Origin of the sequence: Duffyella sp. Ts4 (assembly GCF_051851875.1) — a bacterium.
Lineage (GTDB): Bacteria > Pseudomonadota > Gammaproteobacteria > Enterobacterales > Enterobacteriaceae > Duffyella > Duffyella gerundensis.
In genome coordinates this window covers 35,661-52,788 of sequence record NZ_JBLYPN010000001.1, presented here as the reverse complement: position 1 = coordinate 52,788, position 17,128 = coordinate 35,661, and the positions used below count along the sequence as shown (strand labels likewise).

At 57.2% G+C, this 17,128-nt stretch carries 18 protein-coding genes; 6 read left to right on the top strand and 12 right to left on the bottom strand.

Going from position 1 to position 17,128, the window contains the following annotated elements; all coding sequences use genetic code 11:
* Nucleotides 1–58 precede the first annotated feature (58 nt).
* Complete coding sequence (locus ACJY2L_RS00260; RefSeq protein ID WP_439212856.1) at nt 59–1,342, top strand: L,D-transpeptidase family protein; 1,284 nt, start codon at nt 59–61, stop codon at nt 1,340–1,342.
* Nucleotides 1,343–1,384: 42 nt separating this feature from the next.
* On the opposite strand, the gene ACJY2L_RS00255 is transcribed toward ACJY2L_RS00260, so the two are convergent.
* Complete coding sequence (locus ACJY2L_RS00255) at nt 1,385–2,392, bottom strand: DUF481 domain-containing protein (protein ID WP_439212855.1); 1,008 nt, start codon at nt 2,390–2,392, stop codon at nt 1,385–1,387.
* A 209-nt stretch (nt 2,393–2,601) separates the two neighbouring features.
* Here ACJY2L_RS00255 and ACJY2L_RS00250 point away from each other — a divergent pair, with 209 nt between their 5' ends.
* On the top strand, nt 2,602–4,158 hold the full coding sequence (locus tag ACJY2L_RS00250; protein WP_439212854.1) for an inorganic phosphate transporter: 1,557 nt from the start codon (nt 2,602–2,604) through the stop codon (nt 4,156–4,158).
* On the opposite strand, the gene ACJY2L_RS00245 is transcribed toward ACJY2L_RS00250, so the two are convergent.
* The 5 genes from ACJY2L_RS00245 to ACJY2L_RS00225 all read right to left on the bottom strand — a co-directional run bounded on the left by ACJY2L_RS00245 (nt 4,145) and on the right by ACJY2L_RS00225 (nt 9,214).
* Complete coding sequence (locus ACJY2L_RS00245) at nt 4,145–5,341, bottom strand: MFS transporter (protein WP_439212853.1); 1,197 nt, start codon at nt 5,339–5,341, stop codon at nt 4,145–4,147. The genes ACJY2L_RS00250 and ACJY2L_RS00245 overlap by 14 nt on opposite strands.
* 60 nt (nt 5,342–5,401) lie before the next feature.
* Nucleotides 5,402–6,370: a tRNA dihydrouridine(16) synthase DusC gene (gene dusC / locus ACJY2L_RS00240; protein ID WP_439212852.1), complete on the bottom strand. Its 969-nt coding sequence runs from the start codon at nt 6,368–6,370 to the stop codon at nt 5,402–5,404.
* Nucleotides 6,370–7,812 carry an ATP-dependent RNA helicase RhlE gene (rhlE, locus tag ACJY2L_RS00235; protein WP_439212851.1) on the bottom strand — a complete coding sequence of 481 codons (1,443 nt, stop codon included), beginning with the start codon at nt 7,810–7,812 and terminating at the stop codon, nt 6,370–6,372. Before rhlE ends, dusC begins: the two co-directional genes overlap by 1 nt.
* Nucleotides 7,813–7,965: 153 nt before the next feature.
* On the bottom strand, nt 7,966–8,640 hold the full coding sequence (locus ACJY2L_RS00230; RefSeq protein ID WP_439212850.1) for a response regulator: 675 nt from the start codon (nt 8,638–8,640) through the stop codon (nt 7,966–7,968).
* Nucleotides 8,641–8,821: 181 nt separating this feature from the next.
* Nucleotides 8,822–9,214, bottom strand: a complete 393-nt coding sequence (locus ACJY2L_RS00225; RefSeq protein ID WP_439212849.1) for a YbhQ family protein — start codon at nt 9,212–9,214, stop codon at nt 8,822–8,824.
* Nucleotides 9,215–9,577: 363 nt separating this feature from the next.
* Here ACJY2L_RS00225 and ACJY2L_RS00220 point away from each other — a divergent pair, with 363 nt between their 5' ends.
* From ACJY2L_RS00220 to ACJY2L_RS00210, 3 genes are read left to right on the top strand one after another with little or no spacing between them, the layout of a single operon-like run.
* Nucleotides 9,578–10,339: an endonuclease/exonuclease/phosphatase family protein gene (locus ACJY2L_RS00220; RefSeq protein ID WP_439212848.1), complete on the top strand. Its 762-nt coding sequence runs from the start codon at nt 9,578–9,580 to the stop codon at nt 10,337–10,339.
* Nucleotides 10,336–11,580 carry a cardiolipin synthase ClsB gene (clsB, locus tag ACJY2L_RS00215; RefSeq protein ID WP_439212847.1) on the top strand — a complete coding sequence of 415 codons (1,245 nt, stop codon included), beginning with the start codon at nt 10,336–10,338 and terminating at the stop codon, nt 11,578–11,580. Before ACJY2L_RS00220 ends, clsB begins: the two co-directional genes overlap by 4 nt.
* On the top strand, nt 11,580–12,548 hold the full coding sequence (locus ACJY2L_RS00210; protein WP_439212846.1) for a lysylphosphatidylglycerol synthase domain-containing protein: 969 nt from the start codon (nt 11,580–11,582) through the stop codon (nt 12,546–12,548). Before clsB ends, ACJY2L_RS00210 begins: the two co-directional genes overlap by 1 nt.
* A gap of 54 nt (nt 12,549–12,602) precedes the next feature.
* Here the strand turns inward: ACJY2L_RS00210 and ACJY2L_RS00205 are convergent, their stop codons facing one another.
* Nucleotides 12,603–13,313, bottom strand: a complete 711-nt coding sequence (locus ACJY2L_RS00205; protein ID WP_067428909.1) for a Bax inhibitor-1/YccA family protein — start codon at nt 13,311–13,313, stop codon at nt 12,603–12,605.
* A 72-nt stretch (nt 13,314–13,385) separates the two neighbouring features.
* Entirely contained in the window at nt 13,386–14,483 is a 1,098-nt protein-coding gene (locus ACJY2L_RS00200; RefSeq protein ID WP_439212845.1) for a DUF1615 domain-containing protein, read from the bottom strand.
* Nucleotides 14,484–14,636: 153 nt separating this feature from the next.
* On the opposite strand from ACJY2L_RS00200, the gene ACJY2L_RS00195 reads away from it, so the two are divergent.
* A complete protein-coding gene (locus ACJY2L_RS00195; protein ID WP_439212844.1) occupies nt 14,637–15,434 on the top strand; it encodes an OBAP family protein in 798 nt (265 codons plus the stop codon).
* A gap of 1 nt (nt 15,435) precedes the next feature.
* Here the strand turns inward: ACJY2L_RS00195 and moaE are convergent, their stop codons facing one another.
* Genes moaE through moaB form a run of 4 tightly spaced genes read right to left on the bottom strand, consistent with a single transcriptional unit; the run spans nt 15,436 to nt 17,128 of the window.
* Nucleotides 15,436–15,888: a molybdopterin synthase catalytic subunit MoaE gene (gene moaE, locus ACJY2L_RS00190; protein ID WP_439212843.1), complete on the bottom strand. Its 453-nt coding sequence runs from the start codon at nt 15,886–15,888 to the stop codon at nt 15,436–15,438.
* Between the two features lies 1 nt (nt 15,889).
* Nucleotides 15,890–16,135, bottom strand: coding sequence for a molybdopterin synthase sulfur carrier subunit (gene moaD / locus ACJY2L_RS00185; protein WP_439212842.1), 246 nt, complete (start codon nt 16,133–16,135; stop codon nt 15,890–15,892).
* Nucleotides 16,128–16,613: a cyclic pyranopterin monophosphate synthase MoaC gene (gene moaC / locus ACJY2L_RS00180; RefSeq protein ID WP_187486123.1), complete on the bottom strand. Its 486-nt coding sequence runs from the start codon at nt 16,611–16,613 to the stop codon at nt 16,128–16,130. The genes moaD and moaC overlap by 8 nt, the downstream gene beginning before the upstream one ends.
* A gap of 2 nt (nt 16,614–16,615) precedes the next feature.
* Nucleotides 16,616–17,128 (bottom strand): molybdenum cofactor biosynthesis protein B, encoded by a 513-nt coding sequence (gene moaB, locus ACJY2L_RS00175; protein ID WP_439212841.1) that lies wholly within the window; start codon nt 17,126–17,128, stop codon nt 16,616–16,618.

Sequence of the window (17,128 nt, the reverse complement as noted above, 5' to 3'; positions counted from 1 at the left end):
CCGAAATTGGGTTGACTCTCTAACAAGCCTGAAAAAGGCATTAACTACCTGAAAAAACATGAAAAAAAGTATTCGCGCGTTCTTCACAGTAGCCATCGCCGCCCTGGCTTTTAGCCAGTCCGCTTTTGCAGTGGTTTATCCCCTTCCGCCGGCTAACAGCCGCCTGATCGGCGATAACCTCGAAATTACCGTTCCGCAGGACAGCAAACTTCCGCTGGAAGCTTTTGCTGCGCAGTATCAAATGGGCCTGAGCAACTTGCTGGAAGCCAACCCAGGTATTGATGTCTATTTGCCGCAGGCTGGCCGGAAAATCATTATTCCTCAGCAGCTGATTCTGCCTGACGCGCCGCGTGAAGGCATTGTGATCAACAGCGCCGAAATGCGTCTTTACTACTACCCGAAAGGCACCAAAACCGTGGTGGTGCTGCCGATTGGTATCGGTGAACTGGGCAAAGATACGCCAGTAAACTGGACCACTACCGTGCAGCGTAAAAAGGATGGCCCAACCTGGACGCCAACCAAAAAAATGCACGAAGAGTATCAGGCACGCGGTGAAACGCTGCCAGCGGTTTTCCCGGCTGGTCCGGATAACCCGATGGGCCTGTATGCGCTCTACATCGGTCGTCTCTATGCGATTCACGGTACCAACGCTAACTTTGGTATCGGCCTGCGCGTCAGCCACGGCTGTGTACGTCTGCGTGCTAACGACATCAAATGGCTGTTCGACAATGTGCCGGTTGGCACGCGTGTTCAGTTCATCGATCAGCCGATCAAAGCCAGCGTAGAGCCGGACGGTTCGCGCTACGTTGAAGTGCACAACCCGCTCTCCACCACCGAAGAGCAGTTCACTTCCCGCGAGCCGGTGCCGTTAAGCATCACGCCAGCGGTCAGCAAAGTGGTGGTGGATGCCAGCGTTGATCAGGCTCAGATTGATGCCGCGCTGAAGGCACGTACCGGTATGCCGGTGAAAGTGAATGCTGCCGCCAGCGACATCAACAATGTACCGGTTCCGGTCGCGCAGGCGCCTGGCGCCCAGCCGCAGGAACAGCCAATGACACCGGCCACTACGCAGGGTGCCAACATCATTAACAGTGATGCTGCGCCAGTGATGAACGGTGATCAGCCAGCACAGCCTGCGCCGGTAATGAACGGTGAACAGCCAGCCCCGGTGACGAACGGTGAACAGCCTTCACAACCTGCGCCAGTCATGAACGGTGAGCAGCCTTCACAGCCTGCGCCAGCGACCAACGGCCAGCAGCCGGCGCCAGTCAGCAATGGCAACGCCGCAGCGCCAGACACCGTGCCGCAGCCGCCAGTGCTTAACGGCAGCAACCCTTCCTGATGTTTTTCGGCCTCCTCCGCACCCGCGGAAGAGGCCTGTGCCTTACCACTTCACGCCCAGCCCGGTAGTAAAGCGTCGTTCATTCAGCGTATCCCGCGTACCGCTCACCAGATTATGTCCATAACCCACATTTAGCGTTGACCAGCTGGTCAGGGCAAAACGCAGGCCCACTTCGCCGTTTAAGGTAAAAATGCCGTCTTCATCGATGGAATGCGTCACGTCGCCATGGCTGAACAACGTCAGCGTTTTGCCACGAAGGTAGCGCTCATAATCCCAGTGCAGCGTGCCGCCAAAATTGCGATCGCGGCTGCCGTCGCTGTAACCATATTCGAATACCCCGGCCAGCAATGACAGCGAGAATGATCCCAGCTCATTATCCCAGAACTGATAGCCCGGCCCGGTGCCTGTTACCGCCTGATGCGAGAGATCTTCAACCCAGTCGCGCCGCCAGTTCAGGCGGCCCTGCCAGAAATATTGCTCGCGAAAGCGATAGTCCAGCGCATAACGCAGGCTGTAATTATCGGTATTGATCGAGTCATTCTCTTTTTCGCGATTGAACGTGCTGCCGAAATCGTGCCGCCAGCGGCCCTGGGTAATTTTGTTATTCAGCGCAAAATTGTAATCCTGTGTACGGGTTGAGGCTTTCAGCAGCTTGATATTGACGTCAACATTGCCGCCCCAGTTGAGCTGGTCGCTGCGCACCTTCGCCTTCATAAATTCATCCACCCGGCTGACCGACACCGTTTCAATGGCATCGTCGCGCTGCACGTCGATATAGCCAGGATCGGAGGCGATGAGCCGCACGCGGTACGCTTCTTTGGTGGTGGAGTTGCGCAGCTCAATGGCGTTGTTACTCGCCAGGGTGCTCACTTCCGTCCAGTTAATCGACAGCGTGCCTGCGTAGGTGGTATCCATAACCAGCTTGCCATCGCTCAATGAGCGTATGGTGCCGTTAATCCGATCGCCGTTGCGCATCCATACCGTATCGGCCTGGACGCCAGAGCTTAGCACCATCAACAACAGGCCGGTCAAAACAACTAAACATCTCATTAGCGGATCGTTTCCTCATCGGCGCTGTGCTGCGTTAAGCCTGCCAGTAACCGGCGGCAACTGACAGCGGAGATCATCTGAAACAGCGAAAGACTGTAGCAAAATCAATTTGTTTCGCTTTCTGCTCTGCGGCAGAGGCCTGGATGCGTCATTTTACTGTCACAAAAAAGGCGTATCAGAAGCAGAGCTAACCGAATTCAAGGGTCCTGATGAGCCAGTACAGCCTGATTGCCGGACGCGCTACCGCGCCGCGCCGCCGTTCCACCACCGTTATTGCGCTGCTGATTATTGCCACGCTGCTTTATGCTGCCTTCAGCCTGTTGCAGGAATGGCAGCAAAGCGGCGGAAATGCCGCGCTGCCGTGGATGCTGTTAGCGCTGCTGACCGCACTGGCCTTTGAATTTGTTAACGGTTTTCATGATACCGCCAACGCGGTAGCCACGGTGATTTATACCCGCTCGCTGTCGCCCACCGCGGCGGTGATCTGGTCCGGTATCTGCAACTTTCTCGGCGTGCTGCTCTCCAGCGGCGTGGTGGCCTTCGGCATTATCGCGCTGTTGCCTGCTGATATGCTGCACGCTTCTGCCAGCGGCGACGGCATGGCGATGGTGTTCGCGCTGCTGTTCTCAGCGCTGAGCTGGAACCTCGCCACCTGGTATTTTGGCCTGCCCTCTTCTTCTTCTCATGCGCTGATCGGCTCTGTCCTCGGCGTCGGCATGGCCAATGCGCTGTTGCACCATCACAGCCTGGCGCAGGGCGTTGACTGGCAGCAGGCGATCAAAGTGGGTTACGCACTGTTGCTTTCACCACTGGTGGGCTTTGGCTGTGCCGCGCTGCTGCTGCTGGTGGGAAAAGCAGTACTACGCGATCGCCAGCTGTTTCAGGCGCCGCAGGGCAATCAGCCGCCACCTTTCTGGATCCGCGGTATGCTGATTCTTACCTGTTCCGGTGTCTCCTTTGCTCACGGCTCTAACGACGGGCAGAAAGGCATGGGATTGATGATGTTAATTCTGGCCACCACGCTGCCGGTTGGCATGTCGATGAATGCCGCACTCTCGCCTGAACAGAACAGCCAGCTCGCTGTACAGGTACAGGAGAGCCAGTTGCAGCTCAGCCGGGTCGTGCCGAATCAGTTACTGTTGGGCGATCCACAAAGCGTGCTGCAGCGCGATACCCTTGATCAACAAACACTGCCTGCGCTGGTGGGTTTGCTCAGCCGCATCGCCGCCGAGCTGCGGGAGTTTGGTTCGTCAGCCGACAGCCCCCCTGACAGAGCGCTGGCGCTGCGTGATGCCATGCTGCTCGCCAGTGACACCATTGGCAAACTGCAGCGCAGCACGCTGGTGCTGCCCGCTGAGACCACACATAGCCTGATGCAGGTGAAGGTTGAGATGGATCGCGCCAGCCAGGCCATTCCGCTGTGGGTAAAAATTTCCGTGGCGCTGGCGCTGGGCCTGGGTACGGTGGTTGGCTTTCGTCGCATCGTCATTACCGTGGGCGAACGCATCGGTCGCCAGCATTTGAACTATGCGCAGGGCGCCAGCGCTGAACTGGTGGCAATGGCGACCATCGGCATGGCGGACAGCGCCGGTCTGCCGGTTTCCACCACGCACGTGCTGACGTCCGGCGTGGCGGGCACCATGGTGGCTAACCGTGCAGGCCTGCAAATGTTGACACTGCGTCGGCTCGCCGTGGCCTGGCTGTTAACGCTACCGGTGTCGATCCTGCTGGCGGCGCTGCTTTACCTGATTTTCAGTGGCTTTTAGCGAGGATACGCTGCTGCTGCATCAGCCGCAGAATCAGCGCCATTGCGCCAACTACCATCAACGCGGCGGCCAGATAGACCGAGGCGATACCCCAGCGGCCAATCAATAAACCGGCAACCGGGCCGGTTAATCCCAGTCCCATATCGAGGAAAGCGGAATAGGTGCCGAGCGCCGATCCCTGATTCTGCTGCTCAACCTGTTTGACCGCCTCAACGCCCAGCGCCGGAAAGACCAGTGAAAAACCAGCGCCAGTGAGGAAAGCGCCGAAATCCACCAGCCAGATCGCATCTGCCTGCCAGATAATCAACAAGCCAACGCACTCCACCATGAACGAGATTAGCGAGACCTTCAGGCCGCCATACTGGGTAATAAAGCGGCCCAGCAGCAGCCGAATTACCACAAAGCCCAGGCTGAACAGCGTCAGCGCAAAAGCGGCGCCCTGCCAGTCGCGGCTGGCATAATAGAGGGTGATAAAGGTGGCGATGACGCCAAAACCAATGGTGCCAAGACCTAATCCGAGGCCATAAAACCAGACGCGGCTGAACACCTTGTGAAACGGAATTCGCTCCCCGAGCGCTACGCTTACCGCCGGTTTGCCGCTGGCCAGCACAAAACCCAGCGCACCCATCAGCAGCACCAGCGCAGCGAAGCCGTGTAGGCCAAAAAACGTGTTCAGCAACACCCCCAGCGGTGCGCCCAGCGCCATGGCAAAATAGGTCGCCACGCCGTTCCAGGAGATAACGCGTGCGGTTTGCAGCGGACCCACAATGTTCATGCCCCACAACGTTGAACCGGTGCTGGTAAAGCTTTCGCCGATGCCGAGAAAGACGCGGCCCAGCGCCAGCAGGCCTAAGCTCAGCGCGGGCAACGAGGCGGCCAGCGCCGCAGCGATAGTCAGCAGGCCACTGAGGCCACAGCAGACCAGTCCCAGCATCACCACGCGCTTCGGCCCGAGCTTATCGGCCAGCGTACCCGACTGCGGGCGGCTGAGAAGCGTGGCAAAATATTGAATGCTGATAATCAGGCCAGCCATAAATGAGCTGTAGCCAAGCTGGTTATGCACGAAACCTGGCAATACCGCTAACGGCAGGCCAACGGAGAGATAGCAGAAGAAGGTAAAAATAATAACGGAGAGAATACGCCGGTTAAGCTGGGCATTACTGAGGAAGGCTGATTGGGTCATAGCGAAAACGTAACAGATGTTATGAGTGTGTGAAGGAAAGGCCATCATACACTTAGCAGACTAATGGGTCGTGGATTTTTCTCTGCTGAGTTGCATCGCTGTTTGGTTGATCGCGTCCGCAATGGCGCCGGAGGTGCGCAAAGTGCGAATGGTCGTGAACAGGGAATCTGCCTCAACGTAGTTTTTACGCAGATAGCCCAACCACTGTTTGATGCGTGCGACGTGGTAAAGCCCGGTGTCACCCTGCTTTTCCAGCACGCTGTAACGCTGAAGTAACTGCACCACTTCTGGCCAGGCCATCGGTGGTTCACGGTATTTAATCACGCGACTGAGGTTCGGCACATTGAGCGCGCCACGGCCAATCATCACCGCATCGCAGCCGGTGACCGCCAGACAATCCTGCGCGCTTTGCCAGTCCCAGATCTCACCGTTGGCGATCACCGGAATCTGTAGCCGCTGACGAATCTCGCCAATCGCTGCCCAGTTGATGCGTTCGGCACGGTAGCCATCTTCTTTGGTCCGGCCATGCACCACCAGCTCGCTGGCACCCGCCTGCTCCACCGCATCGGCAATCTCAAACTGCCGCGCAGCGGAATCCCAGCCAAGGCGAATTTTCACCGTGACCGGCAGATGCGCTGGTACCGCTGCACGCATCGCTTTTGCGCCGCGATAAATCAGTTCGGGATCTTTGAGTAAGGTGGCGCCGCCGCCGCTGCCGTTAACCAGCTTCGACGGACAGCCGCAATTCAGATCGACGCCCCAGGAACCGAGTTCAACCGCACGCGCGGCGTTCTCAGCCAGCCACTGTGGATGTTGTCCAAGCAGCTGGATGCGTACCCGCGTGCCGCTGGGCGTCCGGCTCTGCTGATGCAGCTCCGGACAGAGACGATAAAACGATTTTGCTGGCAACAGCTGATCCACCACCCGTAAAAACTCGGTGATGCACAGGTCATAATCGTTGACGGCGCTGAGTAATTCCCGCACCAGTGAATCGAGTACGCCTTCCATCGGCGCCAGCAAAACACGCATTATTCGTTGCCGCGGTTACCGGTATTGCCGTTGGCGGCACGGCGCGGACGCGTAAGGCGTGCGCCGTCAGCGGTCGTTGCCTGTGGCGCACGACGTTGGCCGCTGGCCGCTGCCGGACGATCGGAGGAAGCACGACGTTCACCGCCTGCCGCACTGCGATCGCCGCTGCTGCTGCGACGCTCACCGCCAGCGGAACGGTCACGACCGCCGCCCTGTGGTGCACGACCGCGTCCGCCGCCGTTACCACCGCCACCGCCGCCACGCTGCTGGCGACCGTTAAGGATCGGCTCAGCTTTGATGCTTGGATCGGGCTCGTAACCGTCGATAGCCATACGCGGGATTTCACGCTTCAGCAGGCGCTCAATATCACGCAGCAGCTTCAGTTCGTCGACGCATACCAGCGACAACGCTTCACCGGTTGCGGCGGCACGGCCGGTACGGCCAATACGGTGCACGTAATCTTCTGGTACGTTAGGCAGTTCATAGTTCACCACGTGCGGCAGCTCTTCGATATCGAGGCCACGCGCCGCAATATCGGTTGCTACCAGTACGCGAATCTGACCTGATTTGAAATCAGCCAATGCGCGGGTACGTGCGCCCTGGCTCTTGTTGCCGTGGATCGCTGCGGCGGTGATGCCATCTTTATTCAGCTGTTCAGCCAGATGGTTGGCGCCATGCTTGGTGCGGGTAAACACCAGCACCTGCTGCCAGTTATCACGGCCAATCAGGAAAGAGAGCAGCTCGCGCTTACGCTTCTTATCCACCATATGCACGTTCTGGGTAATCTGCTCAGAGGCGGTGTTGCGACGGGCAACCGAGACTTCCTCAGGATTGGTCAGCAGCTTCTCAGCCAGTGACTTGATCTCATCGGAGAAGGTCGCGGAGAACAGCAGGTTCTGACGACGCGCAGGCAGTCGGGACAGCACACGACGGATATCGTGAATAAAGCCCATATCCAGCATACGGTCCGCTTCATCCAGCACCAGAATTTCGACCTTCGACAGGTCTACGGCGTTCTGCTGTGCCAAATCGAGCAGACGGCCCGGGGTGGCAACCAGCACATCAACGCCGCTGCGCAGTTTCATCATCTGCGGGTTAATGCTCACGCCGCCGAAAACCACCAGTGAACGCAGGTTAAGGTATTTACTGTAATCGCTGACGTTTTCACCGATCTGGGCGGCAAGCTCACGGGTTGGCGTGAGGATCAACGCGCGTACCGGACGACGCCCTTTTGGCTGCTCGTCGGCATTGCTCAGCAGTTGCAGCAGCGGCAGGGTAAAACCCGCGGTTTTACCGGTGCCGGTCTGTGCGCTGGCCATCAGGTCGCGACCTGCCAGAACTACAGGAATGGCCTGCTTCTGGATAGGAGTAGGTTCCTGGTAGCCTTGCTCGGCAACCGCACGCAGAATATCGGCACTCAGGCCGAGAGAATCAAAAGACATAAATGAGGCTAACTCCGGTCTCCGCCCTGACCGATATTCTCGGCGTAGTTTCCAGGGGGAAAAATGACGCCAGCCTGAGCTGACGTTTGAAAGGGGGCACAAACTACGGTGCGTAAGCGACGGAGTATATCAGCTTTCGCAACGCTCCGCGAGTCAGGGTTGCGTAAACAAACTTTCGCGATAACGAAACAGCTCGGCGTCGGTTTTGATGCTGAGCTTGCGCAGCGCCGACTGCTTCTGCCCACTGATGGTTTTGCGGCTGCGTTTATATTTCAGGGCAATTTCACCAACGCTCATGCCATCAAGAAAACAGCGCAGCACCTCCGATTCACGCGCACTGAGCGCGGCAACCGCCAGGCTGGTGCCGCTGGGCTCGCCTATCTCTTTGCGGACATCCTGCATCTCCCAGTCGAGCATATCGGTGAGAAAGATTTTTCCCTGCGCCACGTAGCGAATCGCCTTAACGATGGTTTGCGGATGTTCGCTTTTGCCGACAAACCCCTTGATGCCCGCCTTCATCGCCATGCGGATGACCGCCGGGCTTTCCAGCGAGGAGGTCAGCAGGATTTTCAGCCGTGGGTAGCGCGTCATCAAATTGCGAATCAGCGCCAGACCATCGATTTCGCCCTCTTCCAGCATGTAATCCAGCAGCAAGACATCCGGGCAGCTGTCACGCAGCGCGGCCAGCAGTTCCGTAGACTGACCAAAACTGCCGGTCAGCTCCAGATCTTTTTCCATACTGAGAAAGTTTTGCATGCCCCAGCGCACGATGGGGTGATCGTCGAGAATGGCAATACGGATGGTAAATGCATGGTGTCTTGTCGCCATAGCCTGCTGCCCTTTAATAACGTCCCTGTTTGTGGCGCGGCGTACAGCCGCCCTGTCCTGTCAAAGAAAAGCGGACGATGGGCTAACTTTCTTAAACCGCAGAGAAAAACAGGCAGCGAAGGCGAAACAGAAACAACAAGGGCCACACGATGGTGGCCCTTGTTACGGCGGGAAAGACCCGTCAGGAACGTTTTTTAACGATGTGACGCGCTGGCTCTTTTGCCAGCAGCGAGACCACCGCCGGGCCAGCCAGCATAATAATGCCTAAACCGCCGACCAGCAGGTTGTTGTGAACCACATGCGATACCAGAAACAGCGTGAGCATCGCGGCGCCAAAATAATAGGTGGTAGTTGCCTCTTCCAGAAAGTCCCCAAGGGTGCGCAGGTGTTCAATGCGCTGGGTGATAATCATCGCGAGACAGACCGTGACATAAGCGGAAATCAAGACCGTGCTGACTTCAATCAGCGCCTGATGTTTCCAGCCCCAAACCAGCGCCGCAATCAGCAGCAAATGCAGGGCAATATGTACACAAGTTTGTCCGGTGACAATCTGGATACGGTTAGACCATTTCATCAGTTTCTCCTGGCAGACCCTGCGGGTCGCCCAAGTGCAACCGGCGGATGTGCCGATGACGAATTTTTTCAGATTAACGCAAATTCAGATTAATACGCAATATTCTGCTGCCGACGTGCGCTGTTTGTGAGCAGCACTACAGTTTATTCTGCGGTCGCAGCAAATCGCGGCGCTATTATGCCACATTCAGACATAAATTTCTTCCGCTGTGCATTTGCCCTGGTTAACTCGTCCGCCAAATTTGCCCTGAGCCGTTATTCAACGCGGGATAAACGCGCGCGTATTATTTGCTTTGGTCAGCATTTTTTGTGACGGGCGCTACACTCTATCCTTATTAAAAAAGAAATGGAGAGCGCCTCAGGTATGTCACATAACGCGCAGGGATTTTCGTTCAAAGTCCTCACGATCAATACGCATAAAGGTTTCACCACTTTCAACCGGCGGTTCATTTTGCCGGAACTGCGTGAAGCAGTACGCGCCACCTCCGCCGACATTGTTTTTTTGCAGGAAGTAATGGGTACGCAGGCGATTCATCCGTTGCACGAGGAGAGTCCGTCAGGCGCGTCACACTATGAATTTCTTGCTGACACCATGTGGAACGATTTTGCCTACGGCCGCAACGCGGTCTACCCCGAAGGCCATCACGGTAACGCGGTGCTGTCGCGCTTTCCCATTATTGACTATAAAAACCGCGACATTTCGGTGCCCGACAGTGAGAAACGCGGCGTGTTGCACTGCCGTATTCAGGTGCCGGATCGCGACAGTGAAGTGCACGTGATGTGCGTACATCTCGGCCTGCGCGACGCGCATCGCAATGCACAGATGCAGATGATGTGCGACATGATCGCCGATCTGCCGCCCGATGCCCCGCTGGTGGTGGCTGGCGATTTCAATGACTGGCAACAACGAGCCAACGCTTTTCTTAAACGCGGTGCCGGGTTGGAAGAGGTGTTCAGCCGCGTCAATGGCCGTCCGGCGCGCACCTTTCCTGCCCGCTTCCCCATTTTACGTCTTGACCGCATTTATGTGCGCAATGCGGGCATCAGTCATCCGTGGGCGCTACCAGCTAAACCCTGGTCACACCTGTCCGATCACGCCCCGCTGGCCGTGGAGATCCATTTATGAGTGTTGAATGGCGCGACGGTAACCGTATCGTCCTGCTTGAAAACGGCGAGGAATTTTTCCCGCGCGTGTTTGAAGCTATCCGGCGGGCTCAGCAGTTCCTGCTGCTGGAGACCTTTATTCTGTTTGAAGATAACGTTGGCAATGCGCTACATGAAGTCGTGCTGGAAGCCGCACAGCGCGGCGTCAAAGTAGAAATGATGGTTGACGGTTACGGCTCGCCCGATCTCTCGCCTGAATTCGTCAACAGCCTGACCTCTGCTGGCGTGCGCTTTGTCTATTACGATCCGCGACCGCTGGTGATGGGCATGCGCACTAACGTCTTCCGACGCCTGCACCGTAAAATCGTGGCGATCGATGGCGATATCGCCTTTGTTGGCGGCATTAACTTCTCGGCCGAGCACAACATCAGCTTTGGCCCCGAGGCAAAACAGGATTACGCCATTGAGGTCAAAGGCCCGATTGTCGATGACATCACGCGCTATGTCCGGGATGCGATGGGCAGCGAACAGATTACGCGCCGCTGGCGCTATCATCGTCACCATCGGCCCGCGCGCAATAGCACGCCGGGTGACGCGCAGGCGCTGTTTGTCTGGCGCGACAATGATGAGCATCGCGACGACATTGAGCAGCATTATCTCGATATGCTGCGCGAGGCCAAAACCTCAGTTACCATCGCCAACGCCTACTTTTTCCCTGGTTATCACATGCTGCGCGAAATGCGCAATGCCGCGCAGCGCGGCGTCACCGTAAGGCTGGTGGTGCAGGGCGAACCGGATATGCCGATTGTGAAAGTGGGAGCAGAACTGCTCTATAACTATCTGGTTGAAGGCGGTGTGGAGGTATACGAATATATTCGCCGCCCGCTGCACGGCAAAGTAGCGGTTATGGATAACCACTGGGCGACGGTGGGTTCCAGCAACCTCGATCCACTGAGTCTGTCGCTCAACCTTGAAGCTAACCTGATTATTCACGACAGCGATTTTAACCAGCGTCTGAGCAGCAACCTCGATCGGCTGATTGCGGAGGATTGCGTGCGCGTCGATGAAGCAAAACTGCCGAAGCGTAACTGGTGGCAACTCACGCGCGGCGTGCTGGTATTCCATTTTCTGCGCCATTTCCCGGCGATTGCCGGCTGGCTGCCGGCGCATACGCCGAAGCTGGCGCAGGTCGATCCGCCAGTGCAGCCTGAGATGGAAACCCAGGATCGCGTAACCCCCAATAACGAAGGAGCCAAACCCTGATGGCAAAGAGACATTCGACATGGCGAGTGGCCAAAAAAATTCTGACCTGGCTCTTTTTTATCGCGGTTGTCGTGCTGCTGGTCGTGTACGCCCGCAAGGTAAACTGGGAAGACGTGTATAACGTCGTCATCAACTATAACCGCATTGCCATTCTCAGCGCCGTTGGGCTGGTGATCGTCAGCTATCTTACCTACGGCATTTACGACCTGATTGGCCAGGCCTACTGTGGCCACAAGCTGGCAAAAAGTCAGGTCATGCTGGTGTCGTTTATCTGTTATGCCTTTAACCTGACGCTGAGCACCTGGGTGGGCGGTGTCGCCATGCGCTATCGCCTCTATTCGCGGCTCGGCCTGTCGGGCAGCACCATTACGCGTATCTTTTCGCTGAGTATCGCTACCAACTGGCTGGGCTATATTCTGGTGGCGGGCGTGGTGTTTAGCGCCAGCATGGTGCCGATTCCACCCGGTTGGTTTGTAGGTGAAGGCACGCTGCGGCTGATCGGTATTCTGCTATTGATTTCCGTGGTGGTCTATCTCGGCTTCTGCGCCTTTTCTAAACGCCGTCGCTGGGTAATCAAAGGGCAAAAGCTGGCGCTGCCGTCACTGCGCATGGCGCTGTTTCAGTATGCGGTGTCCAGCGCCAACTGGCTGGTGATGGGCACGATTATTTGGCTGCTGCTGGGCCAGAAGGTGGACTATCAGATTGTGCTGGGCGTGCTGCTGATCAGCAGTATTGCGGGCGTGATTATTCATATTCCTGCCGGTATTGGCGTACTGGAAGCGGTGTTTCTGGCGCTGCTCAGCGGCCAGAATGTCTCTCATGGCACCATTATCGCTGCACTGCTCGCCTACCGCGTGCTCTACTTCATTCTGCCGCTGCTGCTGGCGTTGATCCTTTATCTCTGGCTGGAGAGTCGGGCGAAGCATTTGCGACAGCATAATGAGCGGAAAATGGAGCAGTCGCAGTAAATAAAAAGGCCGGCATTATGCCGGCCTTTCTGTTGTTGCTGCCCTGCCCGCTGGTTAGCGGCGGTTGCCAAAAATGCGCAGCAGCATCAGGAACAGGTTGATGAAGTCGAGATAAAGCGTCAGCGCACCCAGAATTGAGTAACGACGCAGATTCTCGCGATCGTCAACGTCGATGCCTTCCCCAATGTTCTTCAGCTTCTGCGTGTCATACGCGGTCAGGCCAACAAACACCAGTACGCCGATATAGGTAATCGCCCACATCAGCGGCGTGCTTTTCAGCCAAATGTTCACCAGCGACGCCAGCACAATGCCGATCAACGCCATAAACAGCAGGCTGCCCATGCGGCTCAGATCGCGTTTGGTGGTATAGCCATAAAAGCTCATCACGCCGAACATACCACCGGTGACCACAAAGGTGCTGGCAATCGATGAATAGGTGTAGACGAGAAAGATGCTCGCCATGGTGACGCCGGTCAGCGCTGAATAGAGCATAAACAAGGCGGTCGCGGTGGCGCCGCTGAGCTTATGCACCAGCCCGGAAAGCACAAAAACCAGCGCCAGCTGAGCAATAATCAGCCCAAAAAAGGTCACGCGGCTGGCAAACACCAGCTCCATAACCGCTGGCGTGCGGGCGGCAAACCAGGCAACAAACGCGGTAAGCAGCAGGCCGCAGGTCATCCAGCCATAAACCTGGGCCATATAAGTTTGCAGACCGGCACTGGCCTGTGAAGCAACGGAACCATTTGAACGTGGATATCGATCCATGATGCACCTCTGTTAGCTAAGGAGAAACAGCACTAAGTGTGGCACAGTTTTTCTGCCCTGCGCCAGCCAGCGTTAACGTCGCTGCATGCACTGTTGATAACGGCCATCAACACGCTGGGCGAACCAGGCGGTGGTCAAATTTCGGGTGATTTTCGGGCTCTTCAGCTTGATGCCGGGCAGCATTTCTCGCGGCAGCTTACGGCCAGCCATTTTATCAGCCAGCAGATAAACCTGCTTGTAAAGCGTGGTGTGGCTGAACTTTTCGCTGTCGCCCTGCTGCAGATCGCGACGAATTTCACTCTGGCTCATATCCAGCTGCTTCGCCAGCGTGCGCACCGCCAGTTCAGTGGTGCCTGGCTTATCGCTGTCATAGAGGATCAGGTCGCCATCCAGCGCTAAATCCATGCCGGTTGCCTTCGCAACCGCGGCCTGGAACGCCGCATTGCGGCTGGCGTACCAGCCGGCGTTAAAATCAGCAAAGCGATAGAGCGGCGCGCTGTAGTCCACCGGATAACCTAGCAGATGTTTGGTACCAAACCAGACGCCACCGCGACGGCTGAACACCTCGCGACGAATGGAACCGTCAACCGGCCACGGATAGCCCGCAGCGTGCGCTTCGGCAAAAGCGATGCTGACCTGCATCGGCCCGCCGGTATGCACCGGATTCAGGTTGCCAAACAGCGTCTGCCCCATCGGCACCATATTGATAAAGTCATCAAAAATTTCGCTCAGCTCTTTCTCATTGCGCACTTTATCGAGGCGCCCGGCGTAACTTTTGCCGTTTGACGAAGGGATCTGCAGCGCGGTACGCACCAGAAAGGCCGGAATATGCAGCTTTGCCGCGCGGCGGTTAATCTCGCCCCAAGCTATTTTCCCCAGGCCCGGCACGGAAGATTCCGCATTCATGCCCGATTCCTGATCGGCCACCGCAATGACCGCACAGATATTGCTGGCGCTGGCATCCAGCTGCTGCGTACGAAACGCGGTATAGATATCGGTCGCCCAGCCCGCTTTATCGCTGACTTTTGCCGGCAGCAGCTTTTCGATCTGCGCCTTCACATCCTGCGGCTGACGTGCGGGCGCCTCTGGCGTTTTTTTACTGCTGCTACAGGCGGCAAGCAGCAGCACCGTGGACACGGCGGCAAGGCGTTTTATGGTGGTCAATGACATTCCTGTTCCCTGGCAAGCTCAAAGTGAAGAACCTTACCACTCCCTGCCGCGCAATCCAGCAGATTAAACGGATTTTTCACTGCCGTTGCGCCTGTTAAGCCGCCGAAGTTGAACTATGTTTAGCGGTTCCAACAGGTAACAAAAGGTTATGCAATGCGAACGCTATGTCTTACCGCGGCGCTGGCACTTCTGCTCAGCGGCTGCGGCGCCAACAACACGCCGGCACAGGTCAACACGCCCGGTGCGCCGACCTCAGCCAAAATGAAAACCCTTGCTACCGGCGCGACGCTGATGCAGTCACGTCCGCCGATTGATGCCATCAGCACCTATCTCGACGGTTTTCATTTTTACAGCGGCGATAAAAATGGCCAGATGGAAGCGCACCATTACGTCACCGTGTTGAATGACGATGTGATGCAGGCGCTGATCTATGACGGCAATACCGCCGACGCGCGCTTAATGGGCGTGGAATACATTATCAGCGAACGGCTCTATAAAACGCTGCCGGACGATGAGAAAAAGCTGTGGCACAGCCATCAGTATGAGGTGAAATCGGGCACGCTGATCGCGCCTGGCCTGCCGGATGTCGCTGATAACGCGCTGATGAAAAAAATCGTCAACACCTACGGCAAAACGTGGCACACCTGGCACACCGATCGCGACAAAACGCTGCCGCTGGGCGTACCGGCCTTGATGATGGGCTTTACCGCCGACGGTCAACTCGATCCGCGTCTGTTAGCGGACCGCGATAAGCGCTTCAAGGTCGACAGCAAGGCGATCAAGGCACAGCGTGCCGATATTATTGCGCATCCGCCGGTGAAAGGCGCTAACGCCTGGCAGGATGGCGAAACCTACCAGCTACAGCGCGTGAAAGGCGCAGGCGAACAGAAACGGGGCAGCACCGGCTTTGGCCCGGCCGAGCAGCTCTCCGCCGACAGCCACCAGCACTGATTTACGCCCAGCGCGCAGCGGCCTGCTGGTCGCTGTCGCGGGCGTCCACCCAGCGTTCGCCTTCCGGCGTTTTTTCCCGCTTCCAGAACGGCGCGCGGGTCTTCAGATAATCCATAATAAATTCAGCGGCGGCAAAGGCGTCGCCGCGGTGTACGCTGCTGACGCCAACCAGCACAATCTCGTCGCCGGGAAACATTTCGCCGACGCGGTGAATCACCGTGACGCGACCCAGCCTCCAGCGATCACGGGCGGTGTCGACAATCTCCGCCAGCGCCTTTTCGGTCATGCCGGGATAGTGCTCCAGCGACAGCGCCGCAACGTCATCGCCGAGATTATGATTACGCACCTTGCCGGTGAAGGTCACCACGGCGCCATCTTCATCATCGGCCGCCAGCCAGTGATACTCCTCCGCCATGGCAAAAGTAGCCTGCTCGACCCGAATCCGCGTTTGCATATCAGCCTCCGGTCACCGGTGGGAAAAACGCTACCTCATCGCCCGAGCGGATAGCGTGGTCGGGCGACACCAGCGTCTGGTTTACCGCCGCCAGCAGCTTGCCTGCATCGAGCGCCAGCGCCCAACGATCGCCACGGGCGGCCAGCGCCGTGCGCAGCTCGGCCACGGTGGCATATTCCGCTGGCACCGTCAGGCTGGCGGTGCCGGTCAGTTCACGCACCTGCGCAAAAAACAGCACCTTAATCATGAGGCACCGCCTGGAAATCACCTGATTTGCCGCCGCTTTTACTCACCAGCCGCAGCTGTTCAATGGTGATATCTTTCTGCACCGCTTTGCACATGTCGTAAATGGTTAACGCCGCCACCGAGGCGGCGGTTAACGCTTCCATCTCAACGCCGGTTTTGCCGGTCAGTCGACATAGCGATTCGATGCGCACGCGATTTTTCTCTGGCTCAGCCTGCAACGCAATCTCCACTTTGCTGAGCATCAGCGGATGGCATAACGGAATCAGCTCCCAGGTACGTTTGGCCGCCTGAATACCGGCAATACGCGCGGTGGCAAAGACGTCGCCTTTATGGTGACTGCCTTGCAGGATCATCGCCAGCGTGGCGGGCGCCATGACAACAAACGCCTCGGCGCGCGCTTCGCGTACCGTTTCTGCTTTGGTGGATACATCCACCATGTGCGCCTCGCCCGAGGCGTTAATATGGGTAAATTGCGACATAGTTATAGCGTCTTCAAATGCGAAACAAAGTGACAGGGTTTAGTGCGGGCATCGAGCTGATCGACAATGATACGATCCCAGGCGATATGGCAGGCGCTTTCCGAGCCGGGCATAGCGAAAATCAACGTGCCGTTAGCCATGCCAGCCACCGCGCGTGATTGCAGCGTGCTGCTGCCGATCTCCTCCCAGGAGAGCATGCGGAACACTTCGCCAAACCCCTCAATCTGCCGATCGAACAGCGGCAAAAGCGCCTCTGGCGTGGTGTTTTTTCGGTTAAAACCGGTGCCGCCGTTAATCAGCACCACCTGCACATCCTCACTGGCGATCCAGCGAGAGACGATGGCGCGAATGCGGTAGAGATCGTTTTTGACGATCGCATGATCCACCACCTGATGACCCGCTTCTTTCGCCGCTGCACGCAGGTAATCGCCGGAGGTGTCATCACTGGCATCGCGACTGTCGGAAACGGTCAGCACCGCAACGGCGACAGGAATAAATTCAACGGGCGCTTTCAT

Excerpts from the sequence above, each read along its gene's own strand:
- ACJY2L_RS00260 (WP_439212856.1), top strand. The coding sequence starts at position 59 with ATGAAAAAAAGTATTCGCGCGTTCTTCACAGTAGCCATCGCCGCCCTG.
- ACJY2L_RS00255 (WP_439212855.1), bottom strand. The coding sequence starts at position 2,392 with ATGAGATGTTTAGTTGTTTTGACCGGCCTGTTGTTGATGGTGCTAAGC.
- ACJY2L_RS00250 (WP_439212854.1), top strand. The coding sequence starts at position 2,602 with ATGAGCCAGTACAGCCTGATTGCCGGACGCGCTACCGCGCCGCGCCGC.
- ACJY2L_RS00245 (WP_439212853.1), bottom strand. The coding sequence starts at position 5,341 with ATGACCCAATCAGCCTTCCTCAGTAATGCCCAGCTTAACCGGCGTATT.
- dusC (WP_439212852.1), bottom strand. The coding sequence starts at position 6,370 with ATGCGTGTTTTGCTGGCGCCGATGGAAGGCGTACTCGATTCACTGGTG.
- rhlE (WP_439212851.1), bottom strand. The coding sequence starts at position 7,812 with ATGTCTTTTGATTCTCTCGGCCTGAGTGCCGATATTCTGCGTGCGGTT.
- ACJY2L_RS00230 (WP_439212850.1), bottom strand. The coding sequence starts at position 8,640 with ATGGCGACAAGACACCATGCATTTACCATCCGTATTGCCATTCTCGAC.
- ACJY2L_RS00225 (WP_439212849.1), bottom strand. The coding sequence starts at position 9,214 with ATGAAATGGTCTAACCGTATCCAGATTGTCACCGGACAAACTTGTGTA.
- ACJY2L_RS00220 (WP_439212848.1), top strand. The coding sequence starts at position 9,578 with ATGTCACATAACGCGCAGGGATTTTCGTTCAAAGTCCTCACGATCAAT.
- clsB (WP_439212847.1), top strand. The coding sequence starts at position 10,336 with ATGAGTGTTGAATGGCGCGACGGTAACCGTATCGTCCTGCTTGAAAAC.
- ACJY2L_RS00210 (WP_439212846.1), top strand. The coding sequence starts at position 11,580 with ATGGCAAAGAGACATTCGACATGGCGAGTGGCCAAAAAAATTCTGACC.
- ACJY2L_RS00205 (WP_067428909.1), bottom strand. The coding sequence starts at position 13,313 with ATGGATCGATATCCACGTTCAAATGGTTCCGTTGCTTCACAGGCCAGT.
- ACJY2L_RS00200 (WP_439212845.1), bottom strand. The coding sequence starts at position 14,483 with ATGTCATTGACCACCATAAAACGCCTTGCCGCCGTGTCCACGGTGCTG.
- ACJY2L_RS00195 (WP_439212844.1), top strand. The coding sequence starts at position 14,637 with ATGCGAACGCTATGTCTTACCGCGGCGCTGGCACTTCTGCTCAGCGGC.
- moaE (WP_439212843.1), bottom strand. The coding sequence starts at position 15,888 with ATGCAAACGCGGATTCGGGTCGAGCAGGCTACTTTTGCCATGGCGGAG.
- moaD (WP_439212842.1), bottom strand. The coding sequence starts at position 16,135 with ATGATTAAGGTGCTGTTTTTTGCGCAGGTGCGTGAACTGACCGGCACC.
- moaC (WP_187486123.1), bottom strand. The coding sequence starts at position 16,613 with ATGTCGCAATTTACCCATATTAACGCCTCGGGCGAGGCGCACATGGTG.
- moaB (WP_439212841.1), bottom strand. The coding sequence starts at position 17,128 with ATGAAAGCGCCCGTTGAATTTATTCCTGTCGCCGTTGCGGTGCTGACC.